This is a genomic window from Acinetobacter sp. FL (assembly GCF_040744925.1).
GTDB classification, from domain to species: domain Bacteria; phylum Pseudomonadota; class Gammaproteobacteria; order Pseudomonadales; family Moraxellaceae; genus Acinetobacter; species Acinetobacter radioresistens.
Genome location: NZ_CP160437.1, coordinates 1,260,549 through 1,283,920, shown reverse-complemented (window position 1 = coordinate 1,283,920; position 23,372 = coordinate 1,260,549). Strand labels below are relative to the sequence as shown.

Sequence of the window (23,372 nt, the reverse complement as noted above, 5' to 3'; positions counted from 1 at the left end):
TATTAATTCTCAAGTTTCTTTTGTTGGATTTGCTCTGAAGTTTTGCCAAAGCGCCGTTCACGGCTATTAAAAATGTTGAGCGCGTGGTTGAACTCATTTACGGTAAATTCAGGCCATAGCGTCGGGGTGAAATATAGCTCGGCATAAGCAGCCTGCCAAAGCAGGAAATTCGAAAGCCGATAATCTCCGCCGGTACGAATCAGCAGATCAACAGGAGGTAAATCTCCAAGCGAAGCGTACTGTCCGAATAAATCAACATTAATATCTTCAATCTGGATTTTCTGGTTTATTGCATCTTGAGCAATCTGCTTTGCAGCTTCTGCAATATCCCACATACCACCATAACTGACAGCAATGACAAGCGTCATTGTGCTGAAATTAGCAGTCCTTTGTTCAGCTTGCAACATTAATTCACGCAAATGTGCAGGTAACCGTGAGCGATCTCCGATAAAACGCAGACAGATATCGAACTTTTCCATCCGTGGCATCTGGTCATGAATTGTCTCTTCAAGAAGAGACATGAGCAGCTCGACCTCAAATTGCGGGCGATTCCAGTTTTCACTTGAAAACGCAAAAACAGTTAAAGCTTTTACACCCTGTTCTACACAGCACTCAACAATAGGATCGAGGACATTTTTACCTTCACGGTGTCCTTCACCTTTTTGCATCTGATTCTTTTTAGCAAAGCGGTTGTTGCCATCCATAATGATGGCAACATGCTCAGGAAGATGTTTCTCTTCGGATGCGGTCATGAATTAGACCTTCATCAATTCAGCTTCTTTGGCGGCCAAACGTTTATCAACTTCAGCAACATATTTGTCAGTAATTTTCTGGATCTCTTCACCAGCACGGCGCTCATCATCTTCAGAAATTTCTTTTTCTTTCAATAATGCCTTGATATCACCTAGAACGTCACGTCGAATATTACGGATAGCAACTTTAGCATTTTCAGCTTCTGTACGCGCAACCTTCTGCATATCACGACGGGTTTCTTCAGTCAGTGCAGGCATTGGAACACGAATAGCATCTGCAGTAATCGGGTTCAGACCCAAATCACTTTCACGAATTGCCTTATCAATTGCAGAGACCATCGTACGTTCAAAAGGCTGAACCACCAGAGTACGGGAATCTTCAACACCAACGTTTGCAACCTGGTTTAATGGTACATCAGAACCATAGTAAGGAACCATAACGCCATTTAAGATAGACGGATGGGCACGGCCAGTACGGACTTTAGCAAAACCCTGTTCCAAAGACTCCAGGGACTTTTGCATACGCTGTTCGCTGTCTTTTTTAAGGTCGTTAATCATATGTGATTTTCCTTACTTTAATAGAATCAAAGGAGTATAAATAGCAATAGTATAAAGAGCTTTAGGTCACACGTACATTAGTTCGTAACGTGCGTACCCTCTTTTTCACCCATTACTACTGAAAGTAAAGCACCTGACTTATTCATATCAAATACTTGTAACGGTACATTGTGGTCACGGCATAGACAGATTGCTGTTAAATCCATCACACCTAGCTTCTCATCCAATACCTGATCAAAAGTTAAATGATCGTAACGGACCGCATCATCATATTTGCTTGGGTCTTTATTATAGACACCATCAACTTTAGTAGCTTTTAGAATCAGGTTAGCCTCAATTTCAATACCACGCAGGCAAGCCGCTGTATCAGTTGTAAAGAATGGGTTACCTGTACCTGCTACAAATACACATACTTCGTTCTGGCCCAGATGACGAATCGCATCACGACTAGAATAAGACTCAACCACTGTACCAATCGGTAATGCTGACATTAACCGGGTTTTGATGTTACGGCGCACCAGAGCATCACGTAGGGCCAGGCCATTCATCACTGTAGCCAGCATGCCCATTTGGTCCCCTGTTACACGACCTACCAAACCATCTTTTTGCAGCTGACTTCCACGATAAAGATTACCGCCACCTACCACAATACCTACCTGTACGCCCAGACCTACCAAGTGCGCAATAGATAAAGACATTTGATCAAGTACATTCGCATCGATACCCATGTCTTTATTACCTGACAGGGCTTCACCTGACAATTTAAGCAGGATGCGTGAATAACGCGGGCTATTACTATCTGCCATAATTTCACTCCAAATCGGTTTAAAATTAAATTCTTTTTTGTATATTAAGCTACGGTGTTTAAACCGACTTGATACGGATCAGCTTTGCAAACAGGTCATATTCATCTGCATCTGTAATTTTCACCTCAAGCAGATCGCCGGACTTGATCTGGCTCTTATCAATATCTTCTACAAATACATTACCATCAATTTCTGGCGCATCAGCATAAGAGCGGGCAACAGCAACTGGAAATTCGTCTTCCAGATTATCAACCAGCACCGTCATAGTTTGACCAATACGCTTTTGTAGTTTTGCAGCTGAAATTTCCTGCTGTACCTGCATAAAACGCTCGTAGCGCTCTTGCTTTACTTCTTCTGGCACATGATCTGGCAGATCATTTGCAGTTGCACCTTCTACAGGTGAATAGGTAAAGCAGCCTACACGGTCAAGCTGAGCTTCTTTGAGCCATTCCAGCAAAATTTGAAAATCTTCTTCAGTTTCACCGGGGAAACCTACTACAAATGTCGAACGAATCACGAGATCAGGACATTTTTCTCGCCATACTTTTAAGCGTTCTAGCGTATTTTCACTATGCGCGGGACGTTTCATCAACTTCAGAATACGCGGACTGGCATGTTGGAATGGGATATCCAGATAAGGTAAGATCTTACCTTGCGCCATTAAGTCAATAACAGCATCTACATGTGGGTAAGGGTAGACATAATGCAGACGCACCCAAATTCCCAGTTGCCCTAGTGCTTCACACATGTCGAAGAATTTGGTTTTTACCGGCTGTCCATTCCAGAAATCAAGCTTATACTTGGTATCGACACCATAGGCTGAAGTATCCTGAGAAATGACCAGAATTTCTCTTACACCGGCACGCTTAAGTGCAGCAGCTTCTTCAAGCACAGAACCAACCGGACGTGAAACCAGATCACCGCGCATACTTGGAATAATGCAGAATGTACAGCGATGATTACACCCTTCTGATATTTTTAAATATGCATAATGTTTAGGGGTCAGACGAACGCCCTGTTCAGGAACCAGATCAATAAAAGGATTATGCTTGGGTGGTGCCGGTACATACTGATGTACTGCAGACATAACATCTTCATACGCTGCTGCACCAGTCACTTTCAGGACATTCGGGTGCATTTGGCGAATCTTGTCTTCATCTTTTCCAAGACAACCGGTTACAATGACCCGGCCATTTTCACTCATGGCTTCGCCAATCGCATCCAAGGATTCTTGTACTGCCGATTCGATAAAACCACAGGTATTTACAACAACTAAATCAGCACCATCGTAATCTGATGCTACTTGATAACCTTCAGTTTTCAACTGAGTTAAGATTCGTTCAGAATCTACCAATGCCTTAGGACAACCTAAAGAAACAAAACCGACTTTGGGGGACTTCATGAATCCTGCGCTCCACTAGAATGCGCGTATTGTATGTCTTTTCTTGTTCCAAGCATAGGTTAAATCCCGACTCTTTATGCAATGCACCAATATACATCCAACATTATATATAAATGTTATAGTTGCACCAATTTGGTTCATAATATTTTTTACTTAAATAAGTAGACATTTTATAATTTAAGTATTTTTTGTGTTTTTAAATTTAAAAATTTAATTATATATTTCAAATTATTAGCCCTCATAAACTAAAAAATTTTTAAATCTTTTAGAGTTGGCTTATATTTTGCTTAATCTTACTTAAATGAAGTCATGAAAGAGTTTTATGAAGAAAGCATTGCGCTATTTTAATACAGGAATGATCAAATAATGGAGCAATATACAGAAATTGACTATCGTTTACTTGTAGACCACTTGACTACAGCAATTTTACTTGTCGATAGCAATCTCGATATTTTCTACCTGAATTCTTCTTGTGAAGCACTGTTTGATATTAGCCTGTTACGTGCAAGTGGCCTTCCTGTTATTAATTTACTGCAAACACCGGATGATACTTTTAATACAGAAGAAGCACTGCTGAACACTTTTAAAACAGGCCAGCCTTATACCCGCCGTGAGGCAATTGTTAGCGTCAATTTTAAGGATATTCATGTAGATTATACCGTTTCAGAGCTAAATTCGGGTAAATCCTATCACCCCCTGCTCATAATCGAGATTAATCCGATTGACCGCATGCTCAAAATTTCCAAAGAAGAGAACTTTATTCAGCAGCACCAGGTCGCACGGCAATTGATCCGTGGTGTAGCACATGAAATTAAAAATCCGCTGGCAGGTATCAGAGGGGCCACCCAGCTACTGGCACGCAGCCTGAATGACCCGCAATATGCAGAATTTACCGATATTATTATCAATGAAGTAGACCGGCTTAGAAATCTGGCAGATATCATGCTGGGTTCGCGTCAGTTACCAAGCTATGAAAATGTCAATATTCATGAGCCATTAGAACGTGTACGCTCACTAATTGCCAATCAGACTAAAAATAAAATCAAGATTGTGCGGGATTATGATTTGTCCTTACCTGAAGTTCATGCTGACCGCGATCAATTAATTCAGGTTATGCTCAATATTGGTGCAAATGCAGTACAGGCAATATCAGAAAACAGGGATTTTTTTGTGCATCACCGGCCTGAACTTATTTTTAGAACACGTATACAGCGACTGGTGACAATTAATGGATTATTACATCGCTCTGCTATACGTATAGACATTGAAGATAATGGACCGGGTGTTCCAGAAGAAATACAGGAATCCGTTTTTTATCCACTTGTTACCGGACGTGCCAAAGGCACTGGACTAGGTTTAAGCATTGCACAGAACATTATGCACCAGCATAACGGCATGATTGAATGCCAGTCTGTTCCAGGACAAACCATATTCAGCTTATATTTACCTTGGGAGTTAAACCATGCCGCAAAATAAAATCTGGGTTATTGATGATGACCGCACCATGCGCTGGGTACTGGAAAAAACTTTCAAAGAAGAAGGTTTCGAGGTAACAAGCTTTGAAGAGGCTCAATCTGCCCTGGATCAGCTTATGCTGGCACCACCAGATGTTATTTTAACCGACATACGCATGCCTGGTATTGACGGGCTCACCTTTCTAAGCAAAGTCAAACAGAGTAACCCCGATTTACCAGTCATTATTATGACTGCACATTCTGACCTTGAATCTGCAGTATCAAGTTACCAGACAGGTGCTTTTGAATATTTACCCAAACCTTTCGATATCGATGAAGCCTTGGCTCTGGTACAGCGTGCAATTTTGCATATCAGTAAATTGCAGCAACAGGAATCCCGAGTTACTGCTCCTATCCAGTCAACCGAAATAATAGGTGAATCGCCGGCGATGCAGGAAGTATTCCGTGCAATTGGCCGTTTAACACAGTCTCATATTACTGTCTTAATCAATGGTGAATCCGGTACAGGCAAAGAGCTGGTAGCACATGCTTTACACAAGCATTCACCACGGAAAAACAAACCATTTATTGCCCTGAATATGGCGGCTATTCCAAAAGATCTGATTGAAACTGAACTGTTCGGTCATGAAAAGGGTGCTTTTACCGGTGCAAACAGTCAGCGTCAGGGACGTTTTGAACAGGCCAATGGCGGAACTCTTTTTCTTGATGAAATTGGAGATATGCCTTTTGAAACACAAACCCGCCTTTTACGTGTATTGGCCGATGGTGAATTTTATCGGGTGGGTGGACATATATCAGTAAAAGTTGATGTCCGTATTGTGACTGCAACTCATCAGGATTTGGAAAAACTGGTTCACGATGGCCGTTTCCGTGAAGACTTATTTCACCGTTTAAATGTTATTCGGATTCATATTCCTAAACTTGCGCACCGTAGTGAAGATATTCCAATGCTGGCTCAGCATTTCTTGGCGCGTGCAGGTAAAGAACTGGGAGTTAGCCCAAAAATACTGCGACAGGAAACCGTACAGTATATGCAGCAACTTCCTTGGCCGGGTAATGTACGTCAACTTGAAAATACCTGCCGCTGGCTAACGGTCATGATTACTGGCCGAGAAATTTATCCAGAAGATCTTCCTCCAGAACTTAAACAGATACCCATCCAGAGGGCTGAAGACGCCTCCATTTCATCTCCTAGCATACAGCGTGCCTCCAGCCAGCAGTGGGATGAACTGTTAGGTCAGTGGGCGATTCAGAAACTGCAAAATGGTGAAATGAAAATTCTGGATATTGCCACACCCCTGTTTGAACGTACTTTGATTCAGGCAGCACTGCAACAAACTCGTGGACGTAAACGTCATGCTGCCGAGCTTTTAGGCTGGGGTCGTAACACGCTGACTCGTAAACTTAAAGAACTGGGTATGAGTACAGCCGACGATGAGATCGAAGAAGAAGTTGAAGATTAACTTCTTCCTGTTATCAATAGCACTTTTTTAAAGTGCTATTGAAATTATTTACTTTTTATTGCTCATAACCAGCTTGGAATAATTAAAATAATAAGTAAAAATCTGTTTTATTGCTGATAGTCCCCATGTAAAAGTCTTCTTTAAAAATTTACCAGTTTATGGCATTTATAGCTTATGACTATCTGGTAGGACAAAAGCTATGTTAAAGCCTATTTTATTTACTATACCTTTATGTATAGCTATACCTATGATCAGTCATGCTACAGTTGGTGGTGGGCAGTATATTGAATTTTTAGGGTATGAACCTACCGACAAAAAAGTTTATTTGTTACGCCATTATGAAGACGGACGTGGCCGCCTGCCGCAACTTTATTACTATCAGTTTTATAAAGCTAATCAACCACCCAAGCTGTTTAAAGTAAATTCTTTATACATTAATCAACGCACCCGGAAGATTGATTATGACCAGTCAATCGATGTACTTCAGCCTGAGCTCAATAAAATAAAACAACGACTTCAACCTTTACAGCTTATTACTCCCAAAATTTTTAATATTCATATTTTAAAAAAACAGCAAACGAATGTGCCAGCAATTTGGATAGATAAAACTCTCAAAGTACCTCAATACACTTATCAATATAAAGTGAGTTCTATATGGTTCAACAGTCAGCTACAGCAGGCTGTCAGCTATAAACCTTCACTTTCAGTCAAACAAGCATATTATATTCCCGCACAAAACCAAGTCTTGGTAACAGTACGTTATCTGGCATTTCCTGAAGAAACGGGCTATACCACTGAAGACCCGATTTCTTTAACAGTAAAAAGTAAAATATAACGCTAAATTTATACTTCATAAAAAAGTAGAGGCATTATGCCTCTGCTTTTTATATTTCAGTATTAAGCAGACTGCTTGCTACGCTCAGCAATAGGTATAACTTTACGCAGTTCATGACCGATATAATCAGCGCTTGGGCGAATAATACGGTTATCTGCACGCTGCTCCATCACATGAGCAGCCCAGCCAGTAACACGGCTCATTACAAAAATCGGTGTAAACAGCTTTGTTGGAATACCCATAAAATGATAAGCAGAGGCATGGAAGAAATCCGCATTACAGAATAGCTTTTTCTCGCGCCACATGACTTCTTCACAACGTACCGATACCGGATATAGAACAGTATCTCCGACATCTTTCGCAAGACGCTCAGACCAGACTTTAATAATCCCATTACGCGGATCGTTGTCTTTATAGATGGCATGACCAAAGCCCATGATTTTTTCTTTACGTTCCAGCATGCCCAGCATCTCACGCTCAGCTTCTTCTGGAGACTGCCAGTTTTCAATCATATCCATAGCGGCTTCATTGGCGCCACCATGCAACGGACCACGTAATGAACCAATTGCGCCAGTAATGCACGAGTGCATATCAGATAAAGTAGAAGCGCAGACACGTGCAGTAAAAGTTGAAGCATTGAATTCATGCTCTGCATACAAAATGAGCGATACATTCATCACCTGTTCATGCAGTTCATTAGGTTTTTTACCGTGTAACAAATGCAGGAACTGTGCACCAATAGAATCATCATCAGTACTTTCTTCAATACGTACACCATCATGACTATAACGATACCAATAGCAGATAATTGCTGGTAAAGTCGCCAGGATACGGTCTGCGATATCCTGCTGCTGGTCAAATGATTTTTCTGTTTCCAGATTTCCCAGCATTGAAACACCAGTACGCATAACATCCATCGGATGTGAATCAGCCGGGATACGTTCCAGTACTTCTTTTAAAGCTTGGGGCAGTTGGCGCAAAGACTTTAACTTCGCCTTGTAAGAAGCCAGCTGCTCAGCAGTCGGCAACTCACCAAAGAAAATCAGATAAGCTACTTCTTCAAACTGACAGTTTTCTGCCAGATCCTGTACGTCATAACCACGATAAGTCAGGCCTGCTCCACTTTTTCCTACAGTTGAAAGTGCAGTTTTACCAGCAACCTGTCCGCGCAGTCCAGCGCCTGTCAGTACTTTTCCTTCAGCCATTGTTTTAATTCTCCTGCTTGAAGAGTTTGTCTAAGGTATTTTCAAAAGAGTGATAATCTAAAAATTCGTAAAGTTCTTTTCGTGGCTGCATTTTATCCAGCACATTTACCTGTGTACCTTGTTCACGAACGGAGCGCATTACTTCAAGCGCTGCTTTTTGCATGGCGCGTGTTGCAGAAAGCGGATACAGCACCATACGAATGCCCTGCTCAGCCAGCTCTTCCGTTGTATAATACGGCGTATCACCAAATTCAGTGATATTGGCCAGTACTGGTACACCCACAGCATCACAAACTGTTTTATACATGGTAATATCGGTCATGGCTTCGGCAAAAATTGCATCTGCACCTGCTTCAACACAAGCACAGGCACGGTCAATTACTGCCTGCAGGCCTTCTTTTTGCAGCGCATCGGTTCGTGCCATCAAGACAAAATTGGGGTCAATTTTTGCATCGGCTGCAGCTTTAATACGGTCAACCATTTCCTGCTGTGACACAATTTCTTTATTTGGACGGTGTCCACAACGTTTTTGGGCAACCTGATCCTCAATATGAACTGCCGCCGCACCTGCACGGATCATCTGTTTAATACTGCGGGCAATATTAAAAGCGCCGCCCCAGCCTGTATCGATATCAACCAGTAAAGGAGTATCTACACGTTCAGTAATACGGCGTACATCTTCTAGAACATTATCTAGACTGGTCATGCCCAGATCAGGTAAACCGTATGAATAGTTCGCCACACCTGCACCTGATAAATATATTGCTTTATAGCCTACCTGGGTTGCCAGCATGGCTGCATAGGCATTCACTGTGCCCATGATCTGTAGCGGTTTTTCTGCTTCCAATGCTTGTCTAAATCTTAAACCTGCAGACATTTGTTGTGTCATGATCTCTTCCACAGTTCTTTCTATCGTTATTGAATTTTCAGTATAAGGTTTAATCTTTTAAACCGGTATGGCCTTTTAGAATACAGACTCTAAAACTTTAGTCAAAGAAAAATGAATCCATTTTCATTTTTTTGTTTATTAAATTATGACTGACAATAAGCTTTTGAGACCACACAGCGTTACAGAAATTAGCGCATAGTTTTGCTATACTCTTTCAAACTTATTGTTATCTTCCTTTCTTACTGTTTCTTTGTAGGTATCATTCATTGGTCCATCTTGCATCTACTGATTGCGAAAAACCGCAAACCCGTCGAGGACAGGAACGCCGAATGGCTTTATTGCTTAGTGCGAATGAGCTGTTTCTTGATAAGGGTTATGATGCGGTATCGCTTGATGATATTGTCCAACATGCCGGTGGTTCAAAAGCATCAATTTATAAATATTTTGGCAATAAGGAAGGTTTGTTTACAGCAATTTGTGACTATCGCCGGGAATTATTTTTTAAAGATATTTGTATTCCTTTTGACTTTCATATTAGCGAGTTACGTCACTATCTTGCGCATACACTCATCAATTTCTATCAACACTTGATACAGCCTGAAAATATGGCATTCATGCGTCTGGTGATTGAACAGGCTCAGCGTAACCCTGAGCTGGCACTCTATTTATACACTCAAGGTCCACAACATATCCAGCAGTGTATTGCGGTCGCTTTAGATAAAGGCCATCAGCAAGGTAAACTGGTTTGTCCTAATCCTAATTATTCTGCGATGATGTTTTTTGGAATTTTGAGAAATTTTGAATGGCGGATCCTGATGGGCCTTGCACCTGCTGAAGATCATCAGGAAATGATGGAATATATTCATTACTGTGTAGATTTATTCTTAAAAGGCCATCAAAAGGCTTAGTTCTTTTGCATTTTGATTCTCTTATAGTATATTAATTCGTTTCCTTTCCACTAACAGCAAGCAACTAATTGTTGTTTTATACAGCAATTATTGTGGAGCAAACATGACTCTACGGCATTTTCTTACTTTACGCGACTTATCAAGTCTGGAACTCAACCGCATCCTGGAACGCGCCAGCGAACTCAAGCGCATGCAGCACAACAATGAAGTCTATCAACCCTTTGTTGGTAAAGTATTGGGAATGATCTTTGAAAAATCAAGCACCCGTACCCGTATCTCTTTTGAAGCCGGTATGAGCCAGTTTGGTGGCGATGCAATTTTTCTGTCTTCACGTGATACCCAGCTTGGCCGAGGTGAGCCTATTGAAGACTCGGCCCGTGTAATCTCAAGTATGCTCGATATTGTCATGATCCGTACTTTTGGTCATGACATTGTCGAACGGTTTGCCTCTTACTCTAAAGTTCCAGTAATTAATGGTTTAACCGATGATCATCATCCTTGCCAGTTACTAGCAGACCTGCAAACCTATATCGAGCATCGTGGTTCGATTGAAGGCAAAACTGTAGCCTGGATCGGTGATGGCAATAATATGTGTAACTCCTATATTGAAGCTGCACATATGATGGGCTTTAAACTCAAGATTGCATCTCCAGCAGGTTATGAACCTAAAGAAGAATTTCTTACCGAATTTGCACATTGTGTTGAAGTCTTTAACAATGCAGAAGATGCTGCCGTCAATGCCGATTTGATCGTAACAGATGTCTGGGCCAGCATGGGGCAGGAAGAAGAACAGAAACTCCGTGAACAGGCATTTGCACAGTTTCAAGTAAATGAAAAATTGATGGGACTTGCACATCCGGACTGCCTGTTTATGCACTGTTTACCTGCTCACCGTGGTGAAGAGATATCAGAGAACATGCTGGATCATAAAAATGCAGTAGTATGGGATGAAGCCGAAAATCGTCTGCATGCTCAAAAAGCATTGGTAGAGTTCTTGCTCAATGAAAATATGAAACAGTCTTAATAAGTATCTTTTTGTATTAAAAGCATCCTCGGATGCTTTTTTTAAGCCTTGATCTTTATATAATAAAAACCATAATATTTATATGTGATTTTATAATGCTGATTAAAACGACTCTTTTCCTTTCTACCCTTCTATCTAGTTTTAGTCTATACGCACAGCCCACCAGCCTGGATCGGTACTTAATACAAGAGCGTATTATAAGCTCCGATTATAAGATTACTGATAAAAACCGTCTGAATGATGTGCTACAGGCTTTGAGTGAAGAAAATTCACGTGTTCTACCTTATCAGGTCGATGAAAATACTGTACTTGAACAGGTCATGAGCTCTGCAGATCATATAGAGGTACAGGGACTAATTGTTACACCTGATTTTAGGCAGTTTGCCCAGTCTGTAGGACAAAATAAAGTAGAACAATTATTTAGAAAAGGAGTCATCAACAACTGTTCGCACTTTTTTGAACATGAGTTTCAGCGCGTTAACCCATATGAATTAAACATGATACTTAATTCTGACTATGGACGATATCAGATTAAAATGAAAAATACCCAATGCAAGTTTTAATATAAAGACTCAAGGGGCAAATTACTATATGTGCTTTAACGTAGCCACCCTTGAGGCTGTAAAATGATAATACTTGCACCCAAAAGCACAATTGCCCCGCCTAACAGATCCCAGCGCGTCAATATGACCTGGTCAACCCAGCGTAACCATAAGAGCGCTGTGAATATGTAAATTCCGCCATAGGCTGCATAAATTCGTCCTGAGGCTGCCGGATGTAAAGTCAGCAACCATACAAAAATTGCCAGACTGATTATTGCAGGTAACCACAACCAGGCTGACTTACCGTCTTTTAATATCAGATAGGGAAAATAACAGCCAAGAATTTCAGCCAACGCTGTCATAAAGAATAAAAAGAAAGTTGTTAAAATCTTGGTAAATTGTAAGTCCATAAAATTTCCAAAAAATAACCCGTGTCGAAACACGGGTTATATCTTTAAATAGAGCTTAAGCAGGTTCAGCTGTCTGGTCTTCAAAGACTTCCAGTTTCAGCCCAACAGCCTGTCCATTTTCTTTTTTCACTGATACCGCAACGTTACCGCCATGTTCAGCCAGCTCACCAAACAGAATCATTTCTGCAAGCGGTTTTTTCAGATGTTCCTGAATCAAGCGCTGCATTGGACGTGCACCCATCAGACGGTCATAACCCTGTTCTGTTAACCATTCGCGCGCACTCTGATCCACTTCCAGCACAACTTTTTTCTCATCCAATTGTGCTTGCAGTTCTGTCAGGAACTTGTCTACTACAGATTCGATAATCGTAGTTGGTAATGGCTTAAATTGAATTACGCCATCCAGACGATTACGGAACTCTGGTGAGAACGCTTTCTTCATTGCTTCCTGATTATCATTACTGTTGTCCTGCTCTACGAAACCAATACTAGTACGCGAGATACTTTCTGCACCGATATTTGTAGTCATGACCAGGATCACATTGCGAAAATCTGATTTACGGCCATTATTGTCTGTCAGTGACCCATGATCCATCACTTGTAATAACAGGTTAAATACATCCGGATGAGCTTTTTCAATTTCATCCAGAAGCAATACACAGTGCGGATTTTTATGGATTGCATCAGTCAGCAGACCACCCTGATCATAACCAACATAACCAGGAGGAGCACCTATCAGACGTGAAACCGTATGACGCTCCATATATTCGGACATATCAAAGCGTACCAGCTCAAGCCCTAAAATTTTTGCCAGCTGTTTGGTCACTTCAGTTTTACCAACACCTGTTGGTCCTGCGAATACAAAACTGCCAACCGGCTTATCTGGCGACTTAAGGCCGGCCCGCGATAGCTTGATTGCTGAAGCCAGTGCAGTAATTGCTTCATCCTGTCCAAAAACAACACGTTTTAGATCACGCTCTAAATGACTCAGTACTGTTTTATCATCTTTAGAGACAGTTTTGGGTGGAATACGGGCAATTTTTGAAATAATATCTTCAATATTTTCAACTGTAATCAGGGTATTGTCTGCATCAGCTTTTAATCTCCGCTGTGCCCCCGCTTCATCAATTACGTCAATTGCCTTGTCTGGCAGAAAGCGGTCATTAATAAATTTGGATGATAGCTCTACCGCAGCAACCAAGGCACTATCTTCATACTCTACATGATGAAAGTCTTCGAATTTAGGTTTTAAGCCACGTAGAATATCTATACTTTCTGAAAGTGTCGGTTCGTTTACATCAATTTTCTGGAATCGACGTGATAAGGCATGATCTTTTTCAAATACTTGACGGTATTCTTGGAACGTGGTTGAACCAATACAACGTAAAGTACCATTTGCCAGCGCTGGCTTAATCAGGTTTGATGCATCCATCGTGCTGCCCATACTAGAGCCTGCACCAATAATCATATGAATTTCATCAATAAATAACACAGCTTCCGGTTTTTTCTTCAGGGCATTTAACAGCTGTTTTAAACGCTTTTCAAAGTCTCCACGGTATTTGGTGCCTGCGACTAGCGCACCAATATCCAGACTGTAAATTTCAGCATTCGCCAGTGGCTTAGGCGCCTTGTTATTGACGATCAGCCATGCAAGACCTTCAGCAATTGAAGTTTTTCCCACACCTGGATCACCCACCAGAAGCGGGTTATTTTTACGGCGACGACATAAAATTTGTGCGGCACGCTCGATTTCTTTTTCACGACCAATCAGTGGATCAGTTTTACCTTTTTGAGCTTCAATATTCAGATTTGTAGTATAGAGTTCCAGCGGCCCTGCATTGGCAGAACTGGTAGCCTCGCCTTCAATATCTTCAGCTTCTTCTTCCATATGTACTTCGTCTTTTCGAGTACCATGCGAAAGATATTGAGTCAGGGTCAAACGGTTAATCTGATGACGCTTGAGCAAATAGACTGCAAAGGAATCCCGCTCAGAGTACATTGCAACCAAAACATCGGCACCTTCTACAGTACGGTCACCGCCACTGGACTGTACATGAAAAATAGCACGTTGCAGAATCCGGTCAAAGCTTTCTGTCGGATGTGGTGCCTGGTCACTGTTTTCACCAAGTTTAGGGGTATGTTGTTCTACATATTCTTCTAGCTCTTTACGCAGTAAAACGATATCTGCACCGCATGCTTTTAACGCATTGACTGCAGAATCATTGTCCAGCAAAGCCAGCAATAGGTGTTCAACCGTTAGGAACTCATGTCTCTTTTGTCGAGCCATGCTTACAGCCAAACGTAAGGATACTTCGAGTTGACGACTGAGCATGCGACCCCCTTAATCTTTTGGCTCAATTTGGCAAAGTAATGGATGACCTTGCGACCGAGCATAATTGTTTACTTGGTTTGCCTTGGTCTCCGCAATATCTCGCGGATAGATGCCAGCAACCCCTTTTCCTTCATAATGTACTGTTAGCATTACTTGAGTTGCCTGGTCAAGATTTAATGCAAAGTATTGTTGTAAAATTTCAATTACAAAGTCCATTGGGGTGTAGTCATCATTTAGTAAAACAACGGCATACAGGGGTGGTTTTTTTAACTGCGGAGGTGCAGGTTTAACTGCAATTTCTCCATCAGCTTCATCATTTTGCGAATCGCTTAAGCGTGGATTAAGATGCCAATCAACTAGGCCGGTCTGACAAAAAGAGGCTTTCACTTCGTTTAAGGTTATTTTACGCTTAGTAGCTCGCATACAATCTTTATTTCACTTACTGTGCATTTGCTTCTGCTTGAGGAATTTCAGAAATAAATGCTGATGAATTTTCAACAGGTTTTCCACGTTGCCAGCTGAAACGCTTGATGACTGGCGTGCCTGCTCCAGTTAAACGGACCTCAATAAATTGAGGTGTAAAGCCTTTTGGCATAGTCCAGCGCCCGGTCAGACGCTCAAAGTCTTCGAAATTAAATTTATTGTCTTCAAGAGGTACAACCAGCACCTCTGTGCCCTGAATCAGGCGCAGCTCAACCGAACCTGAAGCACGACGTTTATTGGGGCTGACCTGTACCAGATCAAGCTGGTATTCATAAGCATTTTCAGGAAGCGGTTTAATTCCCAAATTTTGTATAGTCAGACTCAGGCCACCACGCTCACGTAGTACTTCACGATAGATCAGGCTCATACCCTCAACCTGAGACTGCTTGGCACGGGCTTCATTTAATGCAGTATACAAATCGTTAGAATTGCTTACCGCCACATCACGCTCCTGAATTGCTGCATTCAAGCTCTTGTTCAAGGCATTTAAAGCAGTTTTCTGCTTCTGGACCACTTCAACCAGTTGCTCGGCATCTGCATCATAACCGACCACTGACAAGCCTTGACGATGGCCAACTGAATATCCTAATGCCAGACTTCCTAATGTCAGAAGTGCTCCTCCCATAACCAATGGCATATTGGTTTGCAAAAATGGCTTCTTCACTTTATGTGACGTGGTATTAGGTTCTGTGTTTTGCATCGTCATCTCTAAAATACAAAAATTTTTTCAAAGCACACATTTAAATCTAAAAATAAATATGTGTGAAGTTCAAAAGCGTTTTTTATGGTAATAAGCCAATACCGGTCAGACCAGCATTTTCAGCACAACCAAACATTAGGTTCATATTTTGTACAGCTTGACCCGCTGCACCTTTAACAAGATTGTCCTGAACGACTAAAATAACCAGTTTTGTTGGCTGTGGCTTATACAGGGCAATACGCAATTGATTGGCACCACGTACACTACGAGTTTCAGGTGAGCTATTGGATGGCATTACATCAACGAACTGTTCATCGGCATAAAAAATTTCATAAAGTGACTGTAAATCAGTATTTTGTCCCTGTTCAGTTAAATCAACATAAATAGTACTGAACATACCGCGAATCATCGGTACCAGATGTGGAATAAACAGAATCTGATCAAATACACCGCTCTGGCCAGAAATGTTCTCTAGCGCCTCTACTATCTCTGGATGATGACGGTGACCGGCAACACTATAAGCTTTAAAATTATCGGCATTTTCGCTGTAAATCATGCCAAGACTGGCTTTACGACCCGCCCCTGAAACGCCAGACTTAGCATCAATAATAATACTGGCCGGTTTAACCAGCTCTTGTTCAGATTTAAATAGTGGCGCCAGACCAAGTTGAACCGTAGTTGGATAACAGCCCGGATTTCCTACTACCTTAGCCTGCTTGATTTTTTCACGGTTAAGTTCGGTTAAACCGTAAACTGATTCAGTCAATATATCCGGACAGCTATGTTCCAGACCATACCATTTCTCGAACTGCTGCAAGTTCTGTAAACGGAAGTCAGCTGCCAGATCAATCACTTTGGTATTAGCAGCAACCAGCTCGGCAGCGTGCTTCATGGCAACACCGTGCGGTGTAGCAAAAAACACCACATCACAATTTTTCAGGACATTCATATCTAGGTCTGAAAACTGGAGATCGGTATGGCCGCGCAAACTTGGGAACATGTCATCTACACGCTTGCCTGCTTCTGTACGTGAGGTGAGTACACTGACCTGAACATCGGGATGCCGTAATAAAAGACGTAGCAATTCAACGCCTGTATAACCTGTACCACCCACAATTCCGACAGAAATCACTCTTATTTCCTCAAGGTTTACCTAAACCCGGCTAGTATGGCAGTTCGTCTCATTTTCTACAATGTGCAACTGCATCGGATCACAGTCTATACATACCACCAGCCAGGTAACTTATAACTCTTAAGCTGCTGGCGGTGCACCAGATAATCTGGATCATGCCGCGCCACTTCTGCCCAAAACAGAGGACTATGATTAAAATGCCGGGTATGTGCCAGTTCATGAATACACAGGTAGCACACCAGTTGCTCTGGCATTAATATCGCGCCTGCATGCAGCATAATATCATGTACGCTGCTGCAACTCCCCCAACGGGTCTTGGGCTGGCGAATACTGCATGTTTTATACGGCAACCCAATTTCCTGACTTATGGATTCGAGATAATCAGGTAGCAGCTGCTTTGCCTGATCTATTACACAGGCTTTTAAGCTATGTTCAGGGTGATTCTGATTAATAAGAATCTGCTGCTCTATATTTAAAATAAAAGAGTTTTTTTGCGCACATTGCTTTATTGCAAGCTCAGCAGGGCAATTAAAAAATTTTATAGACTCTGGAATAGAAAACAGATCTGGTATCTGGCTCTGCTGTTTATGCCATGTCTCTAACAACCAGTTCTCTGCCTGAGATAAAAACTGTTCTATCTGTTTCTTAGTACAACGCAGAGGTACAGTGAGCCGCACCCCTTGTGGTTCGACACGCAAGCGCAAACGCTTTGCTGTTGCATGCCGAACAATTCTGATTTCAGGTAATTCAGCCTGCTGCATTAAATGGCTGTACGCTCTTCAATGCCATTATTGGTGGCCACAATTGCAATATCAGCTTTGTTGATCGCAAATATACCGTTGGTTACCACTCCAGGAATATTATTGATGGTTTTTTCAAGTTCGAGTGCGTTCAAGATATTCAGATTATAGATATCCAGAATCACATTACCATTATCTGTAATCACCCCTTCACGATATACCGGATCGCCACCCAGACTTACCAGTTTACGCGCTACTGCAGAACGTGCCATAGGAATGACTTCTACAGGCAAAGGAAAATCACGGCCCAGCTGTTCTACCCACTTCGAGTCATCTACAATACAAACAAATTTCTTGGCAATTGAAGCAACAATCTTTTCACGAGTTAGTGCTGCACCGCCCCCTTTAATCATATGCATATGACGGTCGATTTCATCTGCACCATCGACGTAGGCATCCAGACCGCCAACATGGTTCATGTCAACCACTTCAATGCCCAGTTTTTTCAGTCGCTCTGCTGTTGCATTAGAACTGGCCACTGCTGCTTCAAGTTGCAGCTCTGGCAATAACTCGATCAGGAAATTAACCGTGCTCCCTGTGCCTACGCCCAAAATACCGCCTCGAGGCAAATGTTTTAGCGCCGCTTTGGCAGCTGCCTGTTTTTTTTCATCTTGGGTGGTATACAGACTCATGACTTCACTCAACTATTTTTAGCAAATTGGCCAATTAAACGGCGCAAATGTACAGGGGTTTGTTACAATAAGCCCCTATTTTAAACTGTTAGATGGAAGATTAACATGCTGTCTCGTTTGGTTCGACAAATTTTACAAGCAACGGTTTATGATGTTGCAATCGAAACCCCACTCGAAGCAGCGCCACGAATTAGTGAAAAACTAAATAACAATATTCGCTTTAAACGTGAAGACTTACAGCCAGTTTTTTCATTTAAGCTGCGCGGTGCTTATAACCGCATTAGCCAATTACCCAAAACTCAGCTAGAACGTGGCGTAATTACAGCTTCAGCAGGTAACCATGCCCAAGGTGTTGCCCTGTCTGGAAAGAAACTGGGAATTCGCGCCATTATTGTTATGCCAAAAACTACACCAGATATTAAAATTCAGGCTGTAAAACGGCTTGGTGGTGAAGTGGTTCTGCACGGCGATTCTTTTGATATTGCCAACAAATATGCAATTCAACGTGCGTCAGAAGAAGGTATGACTTTTATCCCGCCTTATGACGATGAACTGGTTATGGCCGGACAAGGGACCATCGCCAATGAAATTTTGCGCCAGTGGCGTGATGTAGAATATGTATTTGTTGCAGTAGGTGGCGGTGGCCTGATAGCAGGTATTGCTGCCTATTTAGGTGATGTTGCGCCACATGTAAAAGTGATTCCTGTCGAATATGATGAATCAGCCTGTTTAAAGGCAGCCCTGGAATCTGGTAAGCGTGTAATTTTGCCATCGGTAGGCCTGTTTGCAGATGGTACAGCCGTAGCACAGATTGGTGAAAAGCCTTTTGAAGTAATCCGCTTGCAGAAATCTGATAATTCGGGCCCGATTGTTGAGCCTGAGGTTGTTCTGGTAAATACAGACGAAATTTGTGCAGCAATTAAAGAAACATTTGATGAAAACCGCAGTATTGTCGAACCTTCTGGTGCAATGGCATTGGCAGGTATTAAAAAGTATGTTGAACAGCATAAACTGACTGGTAAAAATATTGTGTCTATTGTTTGCGGTGCAAACATGAACTTTGACCGATTACGCTATATCGCCGAACGTACAGAACTAGGGGAACGTCGTGAAGCAATCTATGCTGTAACCATTCCTGAGCAGAAAGGTGCCTTTTTACAATTTTGCCGGACCCTGCAAGGTCGTAATATTACTGAATTTAACTACCGCGCCAGTGAAAGTGATTCGGCGCAGGTTTTTGTGGGCATCAGTTTAAAAGGTGGTGAAGCAGAACGCCATGAAATCCATAACCTGCTAAAAGAAAGTTACGAGGTGGATGACCTGTCCGATGATGAAGTTGCCAAGCTGCACATCCGCTATTTGATTGGTGGCCATGCCAATATTGAAAATGAGCGCCTGTTCCGGGTAGAGTTTCCGGAACGTCCAGGTGCCCTGCTGACGTTCCTTGAACGCCTTGGCCCGACTCATAATATTACCCTGTTCCACTACCGCAACCATGGCGCAGCTGAAGGACGGGTCCTGGTGGGTATGGAAGCGACAGATGCCAAGCAGAATCCGGACGGAATAATTGAAACCTTGAAAACAATCACTTATCCGTATGAAGAAATAACTCATAATATTGGCTATAAGCGTTTTCTTAAATAGTTTTTGGTAAATAGAAGCCGGCCTAGAGCCGGTTTTTTATTTTATATCATTTTATTTAAGCCTACCCGTTTGGGGTTTTAATACACTTTAAAATTTTCTTTTTTATTAAGGTACTACTCTGTATTTTTTGTAACACAGCAACCTCAAAACAATTAAAACTAAAGTGATATTATCACGCTGTATAATAGATTAAGCTTTGTACTCTTTACAGTGCAGACTTTAGAAGAAAGATAGCAGGTTTTCTGAATGGCTTTATTTACCGTAATTGGTCTGGGTAGCTTTGGAGCTACTGTCGCTACCGAACTTACCCGTCTCAAGCATGACGTGATTGGTATAGATCTGGTTAAACGTCACGTTGAAAATATTGGTGACCAGTTATCACATGCAGTGATTGCCGATGCGACTGATGAACATGTGCTCGAAGAGCTTAATATTCAGGATTGTGATGCTGTCGTAGTGGCAATTGGTGAGGATATTGAAGCCAGTATTTTATGTGTTCTACACCTGAAAAACATGGGGGTAAACAAGATCTGGGTGAAAGCCAAGACCAAGGCACATCATATGATTCTGAGTCATTTAGGCATCGACAAGATCATTCACCCTGAAGAAGATATGGGGGTCAGGGTCGCCCAAGCTTTAAATTATCCTATGGTCAGCCGTTACATGGCACTTGAGGATGATCATTTTATAGTTCGGATCAATATTGAAAATAAACTTGAAGGTGTGCATCTGTTTGGCCTGATTAACCAGGTCGTAAAAGTTCATCTGCTGCTTTTAAAGCGCGGCAAAGAAATTTTTTATGAGCCTGCTCCAGATTTCACTTTAAAGTATGGAGATATTTTAATCATAGAGGGGTCTCTGGAGCAGCTCCAAAGACTTTCAATGCGTTTTCTCTAACATGCATTTTCCTAATTTTAGACATCTCACACAACGAACTATTAACCTGAGCCCTCCTACACTCCTGGCTTTAGGATTTTTAAGTTTCATTCTGGTTGGAACCCTGTTGTTGCGCCTGCCTATCTCTCACCACGGCCATTTGAGCTGGATGGATGCATTATTTACTGCTACATCGGCAGTTACAATTACTGGTTTATCCACCATCAGTGTTCATAACTCTCTAACAGGTTTTGGCCAGACAGTACTCTTGCTCCTTATTCAGAGCGGGGGCCTAGGTTTTATGACCTTTGCCATTCTGGCAGCACTGAGCCTTTCTCCTAAAGTACGTCTCAGACAGCAGATGATGGCACAAACTGCTACCGGACAAACCAATCTGTCTAAAGTCACTTTTGTAGCCAAAGGCGTTTTTTTCTATACTTTATTTTTTGAGCTCATCGGCACAGTCATATTAACGGTATTATTTACGCCTGAATACGGCTTTCCAACTAGCCTGCATTATGCAATTTTTTACAGTATTTCTTCATTTAACAATGCCGGTTTTTCTATTTTTGGCGATAGCCTGATGAACTTTGAAGGGCAATATCTGGTTTACTTGGTTATTAGCCTGCTCTATATCATTGGGGGAATCGGTTTTATTGTACTCATGGATATAAAACGCTCTAAAAGCTGGAGCAAACTTAGCGCCAACAGTAAGTTGATATTGAGTTCAATTGCAATCATCAATCTGTTGGCTTTTATAGTGATCTGGATGTTAGAAGCAACCAATTATCAGACGCTCGGTCAGCTAAATCTGGGTGAACAGGCTGTACATGCCTGGTTTCAGGCCACTGCGCCACGTTCCTCTGGCCTAAATACCATTGATACAGGTTCAATGACCAGTACTTCGACGTTAGTGGTGATGCTATTGATGTTTATTGGAGGCGGCTCTCTCAGCACGGCGGGTGGTATTAAAGTAGGTACATTTGTAGTCTTACTACTCAGCGTAATTTCTTTCTTGCGCCGTAATGAGGAAGTGCGTGCTTTTAATCATTCAATCTCACAGGAAATCACAGTGAAGGCACTGGCAGTCGCCATGATTACCTGCATTTTAATCTTTGGAGGATTTTTCCTGATTCTTCTGCTGGAACCCCGGCAAAACTTTTTGGATCTGCTATTCGAAATTGTCTCTGCTGCATGTACTGTAGGTTTATCGCGCGGGATTACCGGTGAACTGAGTTCTGGCAGCTTAATGATCCTTATTTTCCTGATGTATGCCGGCCGGCTTGGTCCTTTAACATTGGCATATCTGATTGCAACTCCAAAGAAGAGCCGGCTTAAGCACCCGCCAACCGATATCCAGATCGGTTAAATTAAAAAAACCACTCTTGAGAGTGGTTTTTTACAGTAGGGCTCTAGTACCAGTTCATGAGTGAAACACCCAGACCCACATAGGTAGCACGGTGATTATAATCAATCAAGCTCTCGCCATAACCATCAAACAATTGAAAATGTCCACGCAATTTGCCGCTAATCGGGAATGCCCAGTCAAATTGGGCAGCACCATGTGAGTCATCGCCTCCTTTTAAAGAGTGCCGCAACATCAAAGAGAAATCATGATCTTTCCAGCGATAGAAGGCCGTTAAATCTCCACGGCCGATATAGTCATCAATATCTGCATTGTTGTCATCACTTGCATTTTCCTCAATACGGTACCAAGGTCGCAGCATAAGAGCAAAATTTTCATGCTCAAGCCCGACATTCATAATGATACGGTTCCAGCTACGCGATAAAGGATCTGCACGGCCGTTAGACTGGTGATTAAAAGTCAAACCCAGTAACCGGCCGTTTAAACCTAGCAAATTATAATTCGTGCGGAACATCAGGCTGACTTCAGGCTCATAATTAGTTTCCCGAAACGGACGGGATTCATCTTCGTTATATACCTGCCAGCGTGACGACTGGGTATAACCTAACCATAGGTCGCCATTATCACCAAATATATTTTCTGCCGCTTTAGTTTTAAAGGAAATCTGGAACTTGGCTTCAATTGACTTAAGGTCCTGTGCATCTTCTGCAGAGACTGTATTTTCAGGATTTGGACTCGAAGGTGTTTCATTTTTATCGCTGGTCCAATAAGCTGGAAGCAAATAGACTGGCTGGTGCGCACGAATATTCCATGTACCGAGCTTGCTTTCTGGAGAAAGCTCCCAACGGCGGTCCAGCAATGAAACATTCGGATCAATTTTTGGATCTTCTACTGCTTTGCGTTGAGCCACCACTAAAGGTTTTTCTGCTTCGGGTACCACAAACAATGCATCATAACAGGCCAGACGATCTGCATTGGAAGCAAGTCCTACACATGCTTGTGCACTCGCAGGTTTAGCCGCCGCAGGATCTTCCGCATGGCTTGTAGACACCACCACCACGCCAAGTATCGCAAGGATACCCAGCTGAAGTGAGGGCCGTTCAAAGGCTTTGAACGACATTTTATTCTCCAGTTTTCA

General features: G+C 42.1%; 23 protein-coding genes. 9 read left to right on the top strand and 14 right to left on the bottom strand.

What is annotated here, in order from left to right:
* Positions 1 to 2 precede the first annotated feature (2 nt).
* From uppS to rimO, 4 genes are all read right to left on the bottom strand, one after another.
* A complete protein-coding gene (gene uppS / locus ABZP31_RS05865) occupies positions 3 to 752 on the bottom strand; it encodes a polyprenyl diphosphate synthase (RefSeq protein ID WP_034686492.1) in 750 nt (249 codons plus the stop codon).
* Between the two features lie 3 nt (positions 753 to 755).
* Positions 756 to 1,310, bottom strand: coding sequence for a ribosome recycling factor (gene frr, locus ABZP31_RS05860; protein WP_005014619.1), 555 nt, complete (start codon positions 1,308 to 1,310; stop codon positions 756 to 758).
* Positions 1,311 to 1,387: 77 nt separating this feature from the next.
* Positions 1,388 to 2,116 (bottom strand): UMP kinase, encoded by a 729-nt coding sequence (gene pyrH / locus ABZP31_RS05855; RefSeq protein WP_005014620.1) that lies wholly within the window; start codon positions 2,114 to 2,116, stop codon positions 1,388 to 1,390.
* A gap of 58 nt (positions 2,117 to 2,174) precedes the next feature.
* A complete protein-coding gene (rimO, locus tag ABZP31_RS05850) occupies positions 2,175 to 3,518 on the bottom strand; it encodes a 30S ribosomal protein S12 methylthiotransferase RimO (RefSeq protein ID WP_248134227.1) in 1,344 nt (447 codons plus the stop codon).
* Between the two features lie 366 nt (positions 3,519 to 3,884).
* Here rimO and glnL point away from each other — a divergent pair, with 366 nt between their 5' ends.
* The 3 genes from glnL to ABZP31_RS05835 all read left to right on the top strand — a co-directional run bounded on the left by glnL (position 3,885) and on the right by ABZP31_RS05835 (position 7,291).
* Positions 3,885 to 4,994 carry a nitrogen regulation protein NR(II) gene (gene glnL, locus ABZP31_RS05845; RefSeq protein WP_005014623.1) on the top strand — a complete coding sequence of 370 codons (1,110 nt, stop codon included), beginning with the start codon at positions 3,885 to 3,887 and terminating at the stop codon, positions 4,992 to 4,994.
* On the top strand, positions 4,981 to 6,456 hold the full coding sequence (gene glnG, locus ABZP31_RS05840) for a nitrogen regulation protein NR(I) (protein ID WP_119878703.1): 1,476 nt from the start codon (positions 4,981 to 4,983) through the stop codon (positions 6,454 to 6,456). Before glnL ends, glnG begins: the two co-directional genes overlap by 14 nt.
* Before the next feature lie 199 nt (positions 6,457 to 6,655).
* Positions 6,656 to 7,291, top strand: a complete 636-nt coding sequence (locus ABZP31_RS05835) for a hypothetical protein (RefSeq protein ID WP_005014625.1) — start codon at positions 6,656 to 6,658, stop codon at positions 7,289 to 7,291.
* Positions 7,292 to 7,353: 62 nt separating this feature from the next.
* On the opposite strand, the gene prpC is transcribed toward ABZP31_RS05835, so the two are convergent.
* Both prpC and prpB read right to left on the bottom strand, forming a co-directional pair.
* Positions 7,354 to 8,496: a 2-methylcitrate synthase gene (prpC, locus tag ABZP31_RS05830; protein ID WP_005405565.1), complete on the bottom strand. Its 1,143-nt coding sequence runs from the start codon at positions 8,494 to 8,496 to the stop codon at positions 7,354 to 7,356.
* A gap of 4 nt (positions 8,497 to 8,500) precedes the next feature.
* Positions 8,501 to 9,385, bottom strand: a complete 885-nt coding sequence (gene prpB, locus ABZP31_RS05825; RefSeq protein ID WP_367156935.1) for a methylisocitrate lyase — start codon at positions 9,383 to 9,385, stop codon at positions 8,501 to 8,503.
* A 266-nt stretch (positions 9,386 to 9,651) separates the two neighbouring features.
* Between prpB and ABZP31_RS05820 the strand changes: the two genes are divergently transcribed.
* The 3 genes from ABZP31_RS05820 to ABZP31_RS05810 all read left to right on the top strand — a co-directional run bounded on the left by ABZP31_RS05820 (position 9,652) and on the right by ABZP31_RS05810 (position 11,880).
* On the top strand, positions 9,652 to 10,293 hold the full coding sequence (locus ABZP31_RS05820; RefSeq protein WP_248136968.1) for a TetR/AcrR family transcriptional regulator: 642 nt from the start codon (positions 9,652 to 9,654) through the stop codon (positions 10,291 to 10,293).
* A 103-nt stretch (positions 10,294 to 10,396) separates the two neighbouring features.
* Positions 10,397 to 11,317, top strand: coding sequence for an ornithine carbamoyltransferase (gene argF, locus ABZP31_RS05815; RefSeq protein ID WP_005025666.1), 921 nt, complete (start codon positions 10,397 to 10,399; stop codon positions 11,315 to 11,317).
* Positions 11,318 to 11,412: 95 nt separating this feature from the next.
* On the top strand, positions 11,413 to 11,880 hold the full coding sequence (locus ABZP31_RS05810; protein ID WP_034670024.1) for a hypothetical protein: 468 nt from the start codon (positions 11,413 to 11,415) through the stop codon (positions 11,878 to 11,880).
* Positions 11,881 to 11,915: 35 nt separating this feature from the next.
* On the opposite strand, the gene ABZP31_RS05805 is transcribed toward ABZP31_RS05810, so the two are convergent.
* The 7 genes from ABZP31_RS05805 to rpiA form a co-directional block, all read right to left on the bottom strand.
* The gene (locus ABZP31_RS05805; protein WP_005014632.1) at positions 11,916 to 12,269 is read right to left on the bottom strand and encodes a YnfA family protein; all 354 of its coding nucleotides are present in this window, start codon (positions 12,267 to 12,269) and stop codon (positions 11,916 to 11,918) included.
* A 55-nt stretch (positions 12,270 to 12,324) separates the two neighbouring features.
* Positions 12,325 to 14,601 carry an ATP-dependent Clp protease ATP-binding subunit ClpA gene (clpA, locus tag ABZP31_RS05800; RefSeq protein WP_005025664.1) on the bottom strand — a complete coding sequence of 759 codons (2,277 nt, stop codon included), beginning with the start codon at positions 14,599 to 14,601 and terminating at the stop codon, positions 12,325 to 12,327.
* Positions 14,602 to 14,610: 9 nt separating this feature from the next.
* On the bottom strand, positions 14,611 to 15,024 hold the full coding sequence (gene clpS, locus ABZP31_RS05795; protein WP_005014635.1) for an ATP-dependent Clp protease adapter ClpS: 414 nt from the start codon (positions 15,022 to 15,024) through the stop codon (positions 14,611 to 14,613).
* Positions 15,025 to 15,040: 16 nt separating this feature from the next.
* Complete coding sequence (locus ABZP31_RS05790; protein ID WP_119878701.1) at positions 15,041 to 15,790, bottom strand: DUF6776 family protein; 750 nt, start codon at positions 15,788 to 15,790, stop codon at positions 15,041 to 15,043.
* Positions 15,791 to 15,866: 76 nt separating this feature from the next.
* A complete protein-coding gene (gene argC / locus ABZP31_RS05785) occupies positions 15,867 to 16,922 on the bottom strand; it encodes an N-acetyl-gamma-glutamyl-phosphate reductase (RefSeq protein ID WP_171077260.1) in 1,056 nt (351 codons plus the stop codon).
* A gap of 80 nt (positions 16,923 to 17,002) precedes the next feature.
* Positions 17,003 to 17,677 carry a SprT family zinc-dependent metalloprotease gene (locus ABZP31_RS05780; protein ID WP_034688233.1) on the bottom strand — a complete coding sequence of 225 codons (675 nt, stop codon included), beginning with the start codon at positions 17,675 to 17,677 and terminating at the stop codon, positions 17,003 to 17,005.
* Complete coding sequence (rpiA, locus tag ABZP31_RS05775; protein ID WP_005025657.1) at positions 17,677 to 18,348, bottom strand: ribose-5-phosphate isomerase RpiA; 672 nt, start codon at positions 18,346 to 18,348, stop codon at positions 17,677 to 17,679. Before rpiA ends, ABZP31_RS05780 begins: the two co-directional genes overlap by 1 nt.
* 105 nt (positions 18,349 to 18,453) lie before the next feature.
* Between rpiA and ilvA the strand changes: the two genes are divergently transcribed.
* The 3 genes from ilvA (at position 18,454) to ABZP31_RS05760 (ending at position 22,237) form a co-directional block, all read left to right on the top strand.
* Entirely contained in the window at positions 18,454 to 19,992 is a 1,539-nt protein-coding gene (gene ilvA, locus ABZP31_RS05770; RefSeq protein ID WP_075039939.1) for a threonine ammonia-lyase, biosynthetic, read from the top strand.
* 246 nt (positions 19,993 to 20,238) lie between these two features.
* On the top strand, positions 20,239 to 20,889 hold the full coding sequence (locus ABZP31_RS05765; protein WP_248134231.1) for a TrkA family potassium uptake protein: 651 nt from the start codon (positions 20,239 to 20,241) through the stop codon (positions 20,887 to 20,889).
* 1 nt (position 20,890) lies between these two features.
* Entirely contained in the window at positions 20,891 to 22,237 is a 1,347-nt protein-coding gene (locus ABZP31_RS05760) for a TrkH family potassium uptake protein (RefSeq protein WP_248134233.1), read from the top strand.
* A gap of 43 nt (positions 22,238 to 22,280) precedes the next feature.
* On the opposite strand, the gene ABZP31_RS05755 is transcribed toward ABZP31_RS05760, so the two are convergent.
* Positions 22,281 to 23,354 carry a phospholipase A gene (locus ABZP31_RS05755; RefSeq protein ID WP_005014644.1) on the bottom strand — a complete coding sequence of 358 codons (1,074 nt, stop codon included), beginning with the start codon at positions 23,352 to 23,354 and terminating at the stop codon, positions 22,281 to 22,283.
* Positions 23,355 to 23,372 lie beyond the last annotated feature (18 nt).